The sequence below is a fragment of the uncultured Capnocytophaga sp. genome (genome assembly GCF_938029845.1).
Classification (GTDB): Bacteria; Bacteroidota; Bacteroidia; order Flavobacteriales; family Flavobacteriaceae; genus Capnocytophaga.
Map to the genome: position 1 here is coordinate 1 of NZ_CALHGG010000064.1, position 14,442 is coordinate 14,442.

Sequence of the window (14,442 nt, forward strand, 5' to 3'; positions counted from 1 at the left end):
TTATGACGATATTTACAGAAACTTATAAGGTGCGCAGCACCCAAGTGAATTTGAATAACCAATTAGGCCTTTATGGTGTATTGGGGATGTTACAGGACATAGCGGCAGAGCATGCAGCTTCCTTAGGCTTTGGCTATAAGGATTTGGTCAAAAAGGGCTTTTTTTGGGCACTCATTCAGCAGAAGCTCAAGATGTATGAATGGCCCCAGTGGAACGAACGAGTAACCATACACACATGGTCATTGCCTGTTCAAGGCGTGTATGCCTTCCGTCAGTTTGAAATCTATGTAAGAGATCGCAAGATAGGGGAGAGTACCTCTACTTGGATTACTATGGATATTGCTTCCCGCAAGCCCATTGATATGAGTGAAAACCAAGAGATATTCAAGCCTCGCCGAGACGGTGGTATCGCTATGCAAACCGAGAGGGTACTCTTACCTGAAGAGATGATCCATGTGGTAGATTTCAAAGTAAAAATCAGTGACTTAGACGTCAATTCTCATGTCAATAATGTGAAATACACCCAGTGGGCATTGGATATGATGCGTGAGCAAGATCACCGCCAATGGGTGATTCAGGAATACGATATTAATTTTCTCTCAGAGACCTTCCTTGGAGATACCATGCAGGGCTATAAGAGCCGAGGTCGCTACCTCAACCCCGAAAAGACCCTTGTGGAGACTTATCTCTGTGCCCAAAAAGAAGGAGGGGCTAAGCCTGCTTTTATTGCGAAATGGAAAGCAAAATCAATTGTTAATTAGAAAAGATGTACGACGTTATAGTAGTCGGAGCGGGACATGCAGGCTGTGAAGCTGCTGCCGCTGCCGCCAATACAGGGGCAAAGACCCTACTTATTACCATGCAACTGCAGAACATGGCACAGATGTCCTGTAATCCCGCAGTAGGAGGCATTGCCAAAGGGCAGATAGTCCGTGAGATCGATGCACTGGGGGGCTATATGGGCATTATCACTGACCAAACCGCCATTCAGTTCAAGATGCTTAACAAATCCAAAGGGCCTGCCATGTGGAGTCCCCGTGCCCAAAGCGACCGTATGCGTTTTTCGGAGGCTTGGCGCTTGCAGCTAGAGAAGCTTCCTAATCTTGATTTTTTTCAAGAAATGGTTACAGAAGTACTCATAGAGGGCGACAAGGCTGTTGGGGTTAAAACCTCCCTTGGAAGCGAGATACGCGCCAAGAGTGTGGTGCTTACCAATGGTACTTTTCTCAATGGTGTATTGCATATTGGTCTGAAAACCCTTGGTGGGGGTAGGGCAGGGGAGAAAGCCGCTAAGGGCATCACCGAGTGCTTGGTTGCCCATGGGTTTGAAGCAGGACGCATGAAAACAGGTACCCCTCCGCGCGTAGATGGGCGTTCTTTGGACTATTCCAAGATGACTCCCCAACCAGGGGACGAAAACCCTGAGAAATTCTCCTACTTGCCACTAACGAAGCCTCTTGCACATCAGCTGGATTGTTATATGACCTATACCAGCGAGGAGGTGCATGATATATTGCGTACAGGCTTTGACCGCTCCCCTATGTTTACCGGACGTATTCAGGGAGTGGGGCCGCGCTATTGTCCTTCTATTGAGGATAAGATCAACCGCTTTGCCGATAAGGATCGCCATCAGATCTTTGTAGAACCTGAGGGCTGGCATACGGTAGAGATGTATGTCAATGGGTTCTCTACCTCTCTTCCTGAAGAGATACAATACGACGCCTTGCGCAAGGTAGCAGGTTTCGAGCAGGTGAAGTTTCTCCGCCCAGGTTACGCCATAGAATACGATTATTTTCCGCCAACACAACTGAAAGCAACCTTAGAGACCAAGCTAGTAGAAAATCTCTTTTTTGCCGGTCAAATCAATGGTACCACAGGTTATGAAGAAGCAGGTGCTCAAGGGCTCATCGCAGGTATCAATGCCTCCCGTAAGGTGCAAGAGCAATCGCCCTTTGTGCTTAAGCGCAACGAGGCTTATATAGGGGTACTGATAGATGACCTTATCACCAAGGGTACTGAAGAGCCTTACCGTATGTTCACCTCCCGTGCCGAATACCGTACGCTGCTCAGACAGGATAATGCCGATGCGCGCCTAACTCCTATGGGCTATGCCTTGGGATTGGCTACCGAAGAGCGTATGCGCCTATTGGAAGAGAAAGAGGCTAAAACAGCCGCTTTTGTACAGTTCTTCAAAGAGACGAGTATTACCCCCGAAGAAGCTAATCCGCTTTTGGCAAAGTATGATTCTTCTCCTATGAAGCAGGGGGATAAGATGGCTAAGGTACTGGCTCGTCCCAATATCACAGTAGCTGACTTTATGGAACTTCCCCAAGTAAGAGAGTTTGCCGATTCTCAACAACTTAGTAAGGAAGTGCTTGAAAATACAGAAATAGAGATCAAATACGCCGGTTATATAGAAAAGGAAAAGAACAATGCGGACAAACTCAATCGCTTGGAGGATATCCGCATACCTGAAAGCTTCAATTATGACAAACTTACTTCCCTCTCCTTCGAGTCGCGGGAAAAGCTTAAGAAAATACGCCCAACGACCCTCTCTCAAGCTTCTCGTATCAGTGGCGTATCGCCAGCGGATATAAGCATATTGTTGGTGTATATGGGGAGATAGAAGATAAAAAGTAAAAGGTAAAAAGTAAAAGGTGAAAATGCCAATCAATGGTAGAGAGACAATTGTATAGCCCAATTCATTAAGACGCAAATTACTGTATCTTAATGGATTGTGCCTACTGGCGCGAGCGTACCGCTCATGCCCTCTCCCTCTCCAATTTACTACCTATGTGGCTTGCATTGCCTGTGGGGCTCACACCTTGCACCTTAGGATTTAGGATATATTTTTATCTTAGTATCATCATCCTCTATTTCCCATATGATGTAGGCGCTTTGGTCAAGATATTCGATTTCATAGGTGCTTTTCAGAAGATTTGGTATCCACAAATCTCGCTCAATAGAGACTATTCTATTGTCAGAATATTTATATACGAGTTTTGAAAACCTGTTATCATTATGTAAGTTATAGCTCTCAATTACTTTATCATTCAATAATTTTACATAAGTTATACGGTTAATCTTAGTTGGTTCTTCACTTATATGAGAACTAGATAATTTTATTTCAAAAATACCCCCTTGAATATAGATATATAAAAACCTTGTAACTACCCATTCTTTTTCGTAGTTATTATAAAAATTATACTCTAATCTACCTACAATCTTATCTTCACTATCAAAGAAATAGTACTTTACATGTTTACTTATAGGGGGTTCATTTTTCAAAAATCTCCCCAACTTATAGCCTAGTAATTCCGTCTCAAATGGTTCTAATTGGTACGCTGAAAGTATTGTCTTAGACCATTTTGTATAATGAGTTTTCAGTTTTACCTCTTCTAGTAGTTGAGGTATTTTAAGAGTATATTCCTCTTTATATTTTTCTAAAAATTCTCTCATATCATTGGTGTTTATCAGGTTTGGTTCCATGTTTTTTAATAGCTTAAATTCAATAGCTTACAGCTTAAAATTCTCCTTTGACATATTTCGTGTTGCTATTGTTCTCTATATAAGGTGCGATAAAAGCTGTCTGAAAAGCCTTGTCCTTAGGGCGATTTGCAAATCGCCCTTACAACAGGATGCAAGATAACTGATTATCTCCGCTGACAAAAGCGAGTTGCTTATGCCCTTATCGCTCTCCAATTTACTGCCTAAAAGTAGTAGCTTCTTAGTTGGTTATAGAGCTACAAGCTCTTAGCTTTGTGGGCACGAGCTGCAAGAAACGCGCCAGTGAGGTATTATTTTTGTAAATCATAATATCGAACTCCATTTACATAACAATTGGGTAAAGCTTCTCTAAAAAGCATTATATCTTTTTTGGAAGATTCAATTGCTATTTTTTTTAAGTTCTTTAATTGCTGTAAAGTTTCTATGTTTTTATGACTTTTAGCAGCCCTTGTTCCTGTTAATATTAATTGTGTTACCTGATGTTCACTTGTTAGAAAACTTAAGTCTTCTAAATTCTTATTATCTGATAAGTTTACAAAAATCAAGCTAGTTAATTCTTTTATAAAACTATAATCAAAGAGATGATTACACTTGTTTATTTCCAAAAATTTCATTTCTTTGCATCGCTCTAATCCTTTTATTATTTCTAATTTAGGCAAATTGCCTATTGTAAATAATTGTAAGTTAGGATTATCTACATAAATTTCAGTGGCTTTACGACACATTTTTGCGGAAAATTTTAATAGTCTTTTTCCATATTGCGATATATCAATTTTAGGAAGAGGAGCTTCAAATAATAAAGTATACCATTCGTTAGATTTAGTTTCATATGGATGTAATTCTTTATCCTTTCCTTTTCTTTCATAAATATATCTGTTGCGAACAATAGTGTTTAGCGCTGCTATTTCATATAGATTTAGCTCCATAAAGAATAACGCTTCTATATCCTTAATATCCTTTATATTAGGAATAGGGCGTAATAGTTCTTTGGTATTATCCACTGTAAAATAATTTTGTGGCTTATTAATTACGTTTTCTTTTACAATAGCTAATAGTTTTTCCATTATTATTACTTTTTATAGTCAAACATATTCAGAATACAGATAAATAGAATAAAGAATCGTTCTTACAACAGGACGCAAGATAACTGATTATCTCTGCTGACAAAAGCGAGTTGCTTATGTTGCTATCACTATCTAATTCATTGCCTAAAAGTAGCGCTTTCTCAGTTGGTTATAGAGCTACAAGCTCTTGGTATTGTAGGTACAAGTTAAAGTCGCTGAATACCTGCAAGCGAGTATGTGAATCGTGCCAGCGGGGCAATAATTCTGCCACTCGTTAGTAAAACATTCCCTAATATATTCCTGTAACATCATCATATTTTTCCAAACAAACTTCATCAGCAATACCATAAAGATCTTGCATAGAATTATCTCCTAAAGAAAAAGGTATCTCTTGAGGATTATTTACAATATGATTATAGAACTCTTGTCCTCTACTCACTACCCAATGAGATATATCTTCAATACCATCTTCGGACTCTTCCATATATTGTGTGTATGGAAAAACTTGCAAAACTGATGAGAAATCAACAAATATTTCCTGAAAATTGATAAGTTCATCTTTATCAAATTCTGTAAGAATATTTTTCAATATCTCTCTATTAGTATCCGATTCCTCTATAATATTCCAAAACCATTGTTCTTTATTCATGCTATATTTTTTAATGTGATTTTTCAACTTTTATTCTCCCACTGGTGCGAACCATGTTACCTGTTCCCTAAAAGTAGCGCCTTCTAAGTTTGTTATAGAGCTACAAGCTCTTAGTATTATAGGCACGAGTTACAAACTCGCGCCAGCGGGGGATATATTATTAGAACTTAATAGTTTTTTAAATTTACTTTCATCTTTTCATACTTGCTTTCTAAATATCTTAACAACTTCTCCAATACATCTTTGTGATGAAAGTTGGAATTAGTTGTATTTTCTGCAAGTTTCTGTTTTATATAGTTATAAGAGCTTACATTACCATCATACGATGTGATTATTCCCACAAGCTCTGGGAGGGTTTCGTCTAAACATCTATCTGCTTTAATAATAGCATTTACCATAACTATTATACATAGCTCAGGAGAAAACTTATATAATATATCAAGGGCATAATCAAAAATTTCCTCTGTATTAGAGTAATCCAAGTTCTCACATTGAGTGATAAGTTCTTTATAATATGTTTCTATATTCATAATTAGAATTTTCATTAATTTTTATTGATATATGTTTGATAATATATCTGAAACATTACCCTTTTTTCCAATTAAGGTATCGTGTATTTAATACTTCTTTCCATTCTTTACTTGGGCATAGGCTAATAACTTCTAAATAACCTTGTTCATCTTGTGTTAGCAAACTTTCAATGAGTCTTACCAAGTCCCAATGCAAGTCATAGAAAAAACCTTCAGGGAAAATAGAAATTATCGCTTTTGCTTCTTCAAAACTAATAGGGCTTTCTATATTAGAAATAACGGCGTCGTATTTTTCTATTAATGATAAGATATCCTCAGTATCTTCTAATGTTTCGGTAGGCATTCGCCCAATATTTTTCAATTCTAAAACTTCTTTTCTCATATTTTATTTAATTGAGTTAGATATAAAATAAACAACCACTTTTTAGATCTCGCACAAAGCCAGCAAGGGCACGAGCTGCAAGAAACGCGCCAGCGGGGGGTATATTACCAAATTTTCCCATTTTTATCCACATACAATATCTCTCCTTTTAATCTACAAAACCATTTGAATAAAGTTAAGTCTCCATAAGGGTTTTTTATAACAATTCCCTCTGAAAAAATAAAAGAAGGTTCTCCTTTATCATCTGTATCATCTGTATAAAGATATACATACATCCCTTCTTTCAAGGTAATTTTCTTCCCTGAATAATCTATAACAAAGTCCTCTCTTGATAGTTTGACAACATCATTATCAACAATCCGATCATTGTCTATATCCACCTTAATTCTACTGTCTATTGGTTTCATTTCAAATAATTATAATTTAAATTCAAGAACATCTTCTTTTATCTTTTGGAACTGGGTGTATTTTTTTTCAAATCTCGGACAAATATTTTTGTTTATAATTAATTGAAAACAAATTGTTTAAACACAAATTTTAACACATTTTAATAAACATGAGTGGCATTACCCAATTTTTAACAATTCTCTTACTTCTTTGCCCACTTTTAGCATTTCATTATTTCCAAATAAACCAAAAGATTCTAATTTTTTTAGATGTATAAAATCATTACTATCAGCTGTTGCTATTCTACTATCCAAACTGCATTTTTTTAAATTTCCTAAGAATGATACGACTCTGAAATTCTCGATTTTATTTCCCTCTATGCTCAAGTATTCAAGCTGCACTAAATTTTTCAAGAAGCTAATATCTTTCAGTTGTTTCATATAGTACAAACACAATTTCCTTAGGTTTTTACATTGAGCAAGAAAGGAAAGGTCTTCTACTGCTGTACTTCTTAAGTCTAATGACAATAAAGATTTCAATGATTCCCCCTCTTTATACTGTTTCTTTTTTAAACCATAGAGCTTTAATTCTTTTAGAGAAGGTATGTCCCAAGCTGTTTCAATATTTTTCCTGTCCCAAGACAATAACACTTCTAAAAAAGGGAAATTGGAAAAATCAATTTTTGTTTTGTCTCCATTATCCAAGTAAAGTTTTTTGAGGTTATGAAGACATTGTATCTCAGAAATATCATCTATTCCTGTCCAAAATACAAATAATTCATCAATAAAATCAAATGGTTTTAATGATGGCATATAATCTCTATTCCAACCATAACTATCATCTTTTATCTGTAATTTCTTTATCCCTTTCTCCTGCATATAAGCAGGAAGTTTTTCATAATTTTCAGGAGTAAGAATTGCAAATTCTTTATGATAGCCTCCGAACTTTACATCAATATTATTCATATTCCTATCCCCCTATTATTACATTTTTTATGATTTTTAAAATCTACCCCCGCTGGTGCGAGCGTGTCCCCCACGCTGGCGCAAGCTTGCAGCTTGTGCCTAATTCAAAATTTAAAATTCCCCTCGCACTATTTAGAGCGCTTTATAGGTTTTAAAAACGCTTATCCCTAAAAATAGTAGGGTAATTCTTTTGTATTTTACTAATAGTTAAGTTGTTGTGCTTTTAACAACACATCTGAAACATTAACCTTTTCTCCATTTTCATCATACGCTTCATAAGGCGTCCCTAAGTGGTCGGTAAGGATACTATACGATTTACATTTACTCTGATATGTTTTCTTTTATAAAATCATCAAAATCACTATAAAAAGTATTTAGTTTTTCTTCTTCATCAATAAATAAAGTGTTGTAAACTATATTCCAAGGAATTGGATGATCAAACTTATTATTATATTTCTTATAAAGCCATTCACTAAAATAATAATGAAATTTTTCTTCGATGCTTTCTTCTACATTTTGCTCTATTTTAGCCGCAATATAACCTAATAAATAGTAATAAAGATTGTTTAAATTCTTTTCATTACCAAAAATCATTTTAAACTTTAGTCTAATGAAATAAACTAAATCAACAATTGTCATTTTAACTCTTTTTTCTTTATATAAATCCATAAATTACCATCCTAAACTATTTAAATATTGAGCCCCTGCTGGCGCAAGCTTGTAGCTTGTGCCCTATGATTCCTAATTTACTACCTGCGCGGTAGACACTTGTATTGTGCTACTTGGTAGGTTGTTGCGGGTATGATAGGAGCGAGTTAAAGTCGCTGAATACCTGCAAGCGAGTATGTGAATCGCGCCAGCGGGGGCTTGCTAGGTTGTTGAGGTTTTAAGAGTATATTTAAGACCATACGGAACTATTCTCTGTCAACCCCTATGAGTAATCCTTTGTCATGAAAAATTACTTGAATCTCGTGTTGTTTCTCTTCAGGTATGCACCATAACCAATTTTCTTTTCCTATTTTCTCAACCGTTCCATAAGCATTCTTTTCTACCCATTGAATAAGAGGTATCCCATCAAACATTTCTTCTATATGATATGTTGATAGAATATTTTGGAGGTAGATATGGCGATATCTATTTTTGATATGAGGAAATTCATCAGAAAGACGAAATCTACGCCATACTTCTGCATTTTCTTTATAGATAGGCATTTGATGTTCAGCCCAAGTATCTCCTAAAAGATATGTTGTTGAGCGTTCTTGTTCAAATAAATAACCTAATGATGCCTTATTGTCCTTCAACAAAAGAGATAGTATCTCTTTAAAAAAAGAAAAAATATGTTCTCTTTCATAAATAGCATCAAACATTATGTTTGCAACACTATCATTATAATCAAATGAATAATGCCAAGTGAGAGGTTCTCGGCGCCTTTTTGCAGTAAAAATATGGAAAAATTTATAATTGTTAGAAATATTGTAACTAATATCAACTTCTCTTTTTTCCAAAAATTTTTCAATAGGAAGACTCTCACTTTTATAACCTTTATCTTTTAAAAAATCAAAATCAATTGATTTTAAAGGATAACCTTTTTCTTCATAAAAGGGAACAAGGTTGTCAAACAGGGTTAACACACTTGCTTCATATCCATAAAGGACAAAACAGATTCTTTTCTTGGTAAGTTCTTTCTTTGACATATTGTTCTTTTATTGTTATTTCTCGGCTACAAGCTCTTGGTATGATAGGCGCACTGCTTGGCAGGTTGAGGGGAGGTGTTTATTTCTTAAAAGAAACAATATCTTTTTCTTTTAACCATATAGATTCATCATTAGTAGTTATTTCTCCTGTATTAGCATTTATCCAAACGCCAAAAACGGCTACCTTTTGCATAACTAAATTCTGAAAAGAATACACATAATGATCATCAATAATTAAGGTTGGAGAAAGAAGAGTTTCATCATAATCTAAATCCTTACTTTTTTTATTGTCATATAAATATTTGACATATAAATCATTAGCTTCTTTGACACTAATTTTATATTTCTTTTCTTGGACAATTTCCTCAGAATATGGAAAAACCTCATGGTTTTTTAAGTAATTCTCACTTGGATTACAACCAAATAATAAGGTAATAAGTGATATAGTAATAATTATTCTTTGCCATTCCATAAATCTTTCGTTTTTGTTTAATTGTATTATAATGTCCTGTTGATTCTTTTATATTGCCCATACGGCTCGCACCTCGTGTCCCTACAATTAGGCTTTATCTTTTTACATTGATTCTACAATAGATCTGACGACATCTACATCAATGATAAAAAATTATAACTCTTTTGTCATCAGAAAACTCATCTATAATCCTAATCACCCAATCAACATTTTCATTAAACAAATACATATCTGTTTCATAATCCAAAACCTCTTCTAGAAAGATATACTCAATAGCATGTCCCCCTTTAACTTCCCAAAGTTCCTTATCCTTACCTTCAAATAGTAGAAAAACTTTCCCTTGTTTAGCTATTACATCAACAACATCCTGATAATTAAAAAAAGTAGCATTCTTAAAATTACTATACAAAAAAGAGTCTCGTAAAGAATGTTTTTCTATGTCATTATCAAAAATAAGTTTGATAATATTTTTTGTGTAATCAGAACTCATATCTAATAGCGTTCCTTTTATATTTCTCATTATTCCCAATTAATAAAAATAAATGTTCTTAAGTTTCGCAAGTCATTTTTAGGTTATAATTAGGGTTATAATTGATTAATAATCAATATATTGCAAAGAAAACCTCCCCCTTGCCCCCTCCGAGAGGGGGAATAAATTCGTTGAAAAAGATAAAAATTGTCTATCAATCTGGAAAATGTCCTTTCTATAACTCCTTGAGAATCATAAACTATCTCATTCCCCCTTTGGAGGGGGTAGGGGGAGGTTTTTGAATATCAATAAGTTACAGAACTTGTGAAACCTAAGTAAATGTTCTTCTATTCTAACTCCTTGCTGGTGCAAGCGTGTCGCTTATACACTTATCATTAGGCTTAGGCTCTTTTGTATTATTTGGTAAGTTGAGGTTTTAACAACCTATCTAATTTGATTATCTTGAATCTGTAATAGAGCTACAAGCTCTTAGTATGATAAGCACGAGTTAAAGTCGCTGAATACCTGCAAGCGAGTATGTGAATCGCGCCAGCGGGAGGTTGTGGAAGTTTTAAGAGCATATCTGATACACTACTATCCTCTATTACATAAATTGAAATATACATCTTTTACTTTTTCCAGTTTATTAAATATATAAGGGATATCATCTGTTGCTAATATTAGCGGCCAACGCCCTACGACTCCTCCTACTATTAGGTCAGTTTTATAGAAAGCATTATTTTGCAGTAAATCTTCATCAAGTAGTTTTATAGGCAGAACACATGAAACTTCGAAATACTGATTACACTCACTACATAATAATCTCCTAACTAAATTAGGATTGTTTTCATAATCATATCTCATCTCTGTGTTACATTGTAACAAATAAAATCCTTTTGACTTAGGTAATTCAAGAAACGACAAACCTTTTAATTGATATTTCATATAAATATCTACAAATCTTTGAGAAACTATAACCTCTCCTTCTAAACAAAAAGAAAAATTATATTTTTTCTTTTTTAGTACAAATTTGTCTATACTTGAGATCACAGCTTTATAACGATTGCTAATTAAGCCACATTTTGGACAATATTCTAAGAGCTCTTTATTATTCGTATAAAAAGATGAATTATTATCAGCTCCATGAATTCTATAATATTTCATAATTATTTCTTTTATTAGTTCCTTTATTTCCTTTTTCCCCCCGCTGGTGCGAGCGTGTCGCTTGTGCTCCTACCAATTAGGTTTTAGTTCTGTTGTACTGTACGGATTGTAAGATGTTGGAATTTCGACAACACAACAGAGCTACAAGCTCTTAGTATGATAAGCACGAGTTGCAAGAAACGTGCTAGCGGGGAACTTTAACCACCCTATGACACATTACTCGTCTGATATATTGCCTACTTTTGATACATTATCCATTATCCGCTATTACCATAAACTTGAATTATATTTTTCTTTATAAAACGTATTGAATAAGACAAAGAACTCATCCAAAGCCTTTTCTTCAGTTTCAAATTTATAATAAAGTATATTAGCCCAACCTCTAGAGTCGCCTCTCATATTATACCTTTTTCTTAGCCATTCACAAAATTCTGTGTATAAGACACTAGCTTTTACATCTTCCTCGGTATCACGATAATGCCAACCATTAATAAAAGCTTCTAAACAAAATACATTGTGAATTCCAATAAATAATTCCGGAATAGGCTTAATAAGTTTTATAAGTTCTATTATTGTCATAGTAAAAAATATTAAAATTCAGTTTTGGTTTCGGTATGTGAATCGCACCAGCAGAGGGAATGAAGAGTGAAAAATGAAGAGTGAAAAATGTCTCTTTTCACTCTTCACTTTTTATTTTTCACTTAATTTGTCTGCAATACTGCGGTTGTTAGCGAGGTGTTGGGTTTTGTTCTGACCTCCTAATTTGCCTTGGGATTTCATGTATTGAGCGAAGCTGCCTTTGGGGACGGGGGTAATGCGTAGGCGCTGGAGTACCTTGCCCTCTATGAGGTCTTTGTAATAGCTGTTTTGCGCTTGTAAGGCTTGGTCAAGGGTATTGGCGAAAGCCTCCATATCCTTGGGGGCTTGTTCGAACTCAATGAACCACTCATGATAGGGGAGTTCCCCTGCGGGGGGATTGACCTGAGGTGCTACGGTAAATTCGCTCACTTCGCCTCCTTGTTGGGCAAGGGTCTCGGCAAGGGCTTCTTCTACTTCCTTGGCGATGACATGTTCGCCAAAGGCTGATATAAAGTGCTTGATACGTCCTGTTACCACGATGCGATAGGGCTTAAGGGAGGTGAACATCACCGTATCGCCCATGTTGTAGCCCCATAAGCCTGCATTGGTGGAGACAATAAGCACGTAATTCACGCCCAACTGTACGTCCTTGAGGGAGATACGTTTGGGGTTTTCACTAAAGAAAGTATCTGCTTCGATAAACTCGTAAAAAATACCCGCATTGAGCAGCAGCAACATCCCCTTTTGCGTTTGTGTATCCTGATAGGCAAAGAAACCTTCGCTGGCGGGGTATAGTTCTACGCTATCTACCTTGCGGCCGATGAGGTGTTCGAATTTTTGGCGGTAGGGTTCGTAATTGACACCCCCATAGATAAACAGCTGAAAATTGGGAAAAAGTTCTCCCACTGTCTTTTGGGATTTCTGTTGGAGACGTTCGAAATACATCTGTACCCAAGGGGGGATTCCACTGATGAGAGTCATATTCTCATGGATGGTTTCCTCCACAATGGCATCAATCTTCGTTTCCCAGTCCTCTATACAATTGGTTTTCCATGAAGGCATGCGGTTGGTTTGTAGGTATTTAGGTACATAGTGTGCGGAGATACCCGAAAGCCTACCTAGGCGTATGCCATTCTTCTTTTCCAAGATAGGGCTTCCTTGTAGGAAGATCATCTTGCCTGAGACAAAATCCGCCTTGCCTGTTTCGGCTATATAGCACATGATAGCATTGCGAGCCGCCTCGATATGGTATGGCATAGATTCTTTGGTCAGGGGGATATACTTTGCCCCACTGGTTGTGCCAGAGGTCTTGGCGAAGTAGAGCGGTTTGCCAGGCCAAAGGATATTTTCTTCACCCTTTTTTACGCGCTCTATATAGGGGGCTAGTGCCTCATAATCGCGTATAGGCACTCGCTGGACGAAGTCTTCGTAGGAGTGAATCTCCTCAAAGTGGTGATCACGCCCAAAAGCGGTATGTTTGGCCTTTTGGATAATAGAGAGGAAGACTTTCTCTTGGGTTGCGATAGGGTCCGATGCCCATTGGTCTATTTTCTTTCGTATATAGGTAGCCCACTTATGGGCGATAAAACTCTTTAAGCTCATGATAGGAGGGTGTGTTTTGATTATTTGATATACATATAGTTAAGCGGATCCACAGGATAGCCCTCATGCCATAGTTCAAAGTGTAGGTGGGTACCTGTGGAGAGTTCGCCTGTATTACCTACCTTGGCGATGACTTCCCCAGCGCGTACTTGGTCGCCTTGTCGCTTGGTGATAGCCGCGTTGTGCTTATACACTGATACGAAGTTATGGGGGTGTTCTATGATAAGAACGAAGCCTGTCTGTGCTGACCACTCTGCAAAAATCACCGTACCCTCACCTATTGCCTTGACGGGGGTGCCTTCGGCGGCTGTAAGGTCTATCCCATAATGGCGCTTGTCGGCCTTGAACTCACTGGATAGCATCCCTTGTATGGGAGGGAAAAACGCCTTTCGGGTATTGGCGGTTGCCACATCGAATACATTGTAGCGTTCCTCCTCGGCTACCTCGCCACGGAGTTTCATCTCCTCCTCACTGGCTTGTATATCTACCTCTACGGGGATTTGTTGTACTGCATTGAGTACGGAGTCCTTGTTAATCTTATCGGGTTCTATATCGCCCGTAAGGACTTTTTGGAGTGAGCCAAAATAAGCGTCATTGCTTACGATACGTTGTTGCAGGGAGTCGGTCTGGAAGGTAAGATCTACAATCTGCTTACGTAGGTCAGCTTCCGAGAAGCCCAAGATATATTGCTTTAGGGGGGAGTAGATAATTACCAAGGTGGTGAGGGTAATCATCAGTATAGCGAATAATCCGCTATATACAAAGACATTGAGGCGATTCAGGCGAAAGGTGTTGACCTCCTCCAAGGTGGATTCGTTCATGATCACTACTCTATACTTGAAGAGCCATTTGCGATGTATAATCTTGCTAAATTGTTGTTTTAGAGACATCAAAAAAGTTTTGAGTTTTTAGTTATTGATACACAGGGGTCAGGGGTCAGTAATCAGAGGTCAGTAGTCAGTATACAGTAATCAGAGA

17 protein-coding genes are annotated in these 14,442 nt (G+C 36.9%); 2 read left to right on the forward strand and 15 right to left on the reverse strand.

Annotated features, from left to right (window positions below):
- Positions 1–2 precede the first annotated feature (2 nt).
- Positions 3–761: an acyl-ACP thioesterase domain-containing protein gene (locus tag Q0625_RS04215; protein WP_298823716.1), complete on the forward strand. Its 759-nt coding sequence runs from the start codon at positions 3–5 to the stop codon at positions 759–761.
- 5 nt (positions 762–766) lie between these two features.
- Complete coding sequence (gene mnmG, locus Q0625_RS04220) at positions 767–2,626, forward strand: tRNA uridine-5-carboxymethylaminomethyl(34) synthesis enzyme MnmG (RefSeq protein ID WP_298823717.1); 1,860 nt, start codon at positions 767–769, stop codon at positions 2,624–2,626.
- A 206-nt stretch (positions 2,627–2,832) separates the two neighbouring features.
- On the opposite strand, the gene Q0625_RS04225 is transcribed toward mnmG, so the two are convergent.
- The 15 genes from Q0625_RS04225 to Q0625_RS04295 all read right to left on the reverse strand — a co-directional run bounded on the left by Q0625_RS04225 (position 2,833) and on the right by Q0625_RS04295 (position 14,354).
- On the reverse strand, positions 2,833–3,489 hold the full coding sequence (locus Q0625_RS04225; RefSeq protein ID WP_298823718.1) for a hypothetical protein: 657 nt from the start codon (positions 3,487–3,489) through the stop codon (positions 2,833–2,835).
- Positions 3,490–3,797: 308 nt separating this feature from the next.
- Positions 3,798–4,571 (reverse strand): hypothetical protein, encoded by a 774-nt coding sequence (locus Q0625_RS04230; protein ID WP_298823719.1) that lies wholly within the window; start codon positions 4,569–4,571, stop codon positions 3,798–3,800.
- Between the two features lie 289 nt (positions 4,572–4,860).
- Positions 4,861–5,220, reverse strand: a complete 360-nt coding sequence (locus tag Q0625_RS04235) for a DUF4240 domain-containing protein (RefSeq protein ID WP_298823721.1) — start codon at positions 5,218–5,220, stop codon at positions 4,861–4,863.
- A gap of 167 nt (positions 5,221–5,387) precedes the next feature.
- Positions 5,388–5,750, reverse strand: coding sequence for a hypothetical protein (locus tag Q0625_RS04240; RefSeq protein ID WP_298823723.1), 363 nt, complete (start codon positions 5,748–5,750; stop codon positions 5,388–5,390).
- A 55-nt stretch (positions 5,751–5,805) separates the two neighbouring features.
- Positions 5,806–6,132 (reverse strand): hypothetical protein, encoded by a 327-nt coding sequence (locus Q0625_RS04245; protein ID WP_298823725.1) that lies wholly within the window; start codon positions 6,130–6,132, stop codon positions 5,806–5,808.
- 104 nt (positions 6,133–6,236) lie between these two features.
- Entirely contained in the window at positions 6,237–6,539 is a 303-nt protein-coding gene (locus Q0625_RS04250) for a hypothetical protein (protein ID WP_298823727.1), read from the reverse strand.
- A 159-nt stretch (positions 6,540–6,698) separates the two neighbouring features.
- Positions 6,699–7,484, reverse strand: a complete 786-nt coding sequence (locus Q0625_RS04255; RefSeq protein WP_298823729.1) for a leucine-rich repeat domain-containing protein — start codon at positions 7,482–7,484, stop codon at positions 6,699–6,701.
- 321 nt (positions 7,485–7,805) lie between these two features.
- Entirely contained in the window at positions 7,806–8,153 is a 348-nt protein-coding gene (locus Q0625_RS04260) for a hypothetical protein (RefSeq protein WP_298823731.1), read from the reverse strand.
- A 245-nt stretch (positions 8,154–8,398) separates the two neighbouring features.
- Positions 8,399–9,178: a hypothetical protein gene (locus Q0625_RS04265; RefSeq protein WP_298823733.1), complete on the reverse strand. Its 780-nt coding sequence runs from the start codon at positions 9,176–9,178 to the stop codon at positions 8,399–8,401.
- Between the two features lie 79 nt (positions 9,179–9,257).
- On the reverse strand, positions 9,258–9,650 hold the full coding sequence (locus tag Q0625_RS04270) for a hypothetical protein (protein ID WP_298823734.1): 393 nt from the start codon (positions 9,648–9,650) through the stop codon (positions 9,258–9,260).
- 139 nt (positions 9,651–9,789) lie between these two features.
- Positions 9,790–10,170 (reverse strand): hypothetical protein, encoded by a 381-nt coding sequence (locus tag Q0625_RS04275; protein WP_298823736.1) that lies wholly within the window; start codon positions 10,168–10,170, stop codon positions 9,790–9,792.
- Positions 10,171–10,713: 543 nt separating this feature from the next.
- Complete coding sequence (locus Q0625_RS04280) at positions 10,714–11,283, reverse strand: hypothetical protein (protein ID WP_298823738.1); 570 nt, start codon at positions 11,281–11,283, stop codon at positions 10,714–10,716.
- A gap of 267 nt (positions 11,284–11,550) precedes the next feature.
- Positions 11,551–11,862, reverse strand: coding sequence for a hypothetical protein (locus Q0625_RS04285; RefSeq protein WP_298823740.1), 312 nt, complete (start codon positions 11,860–11,862; stop codon positions 11,551–11,553).
- A gap of 111 nt (positions 11,863–11,973) precedes the next feature.
- Positions 11,974–13,464, reverse strand: coding sequence for a GH3 auxin-responsive promoter family protein (locus tag Q0625_RS04290; protein ID WP_298823742.1), 1,491 nt, complete (start codon positions 13,462–13,464; stop codon positions 11,974–11,976).
- 20 nt (positions 13,465–13,484) lie between these two features.
- Complete coding sequence (locus Q0625_RS04295; protein ID WP_298823743.1) at positions 13,485–14,354, reverse strand: M23 family metallopeptidase; 870 nt, start codon at positions 14,352–14,354, stop codon at positions 13,485–13,487.
- Between the last annotated feature and the right edge of the window lie 88 nt (positions 14,355–14,442).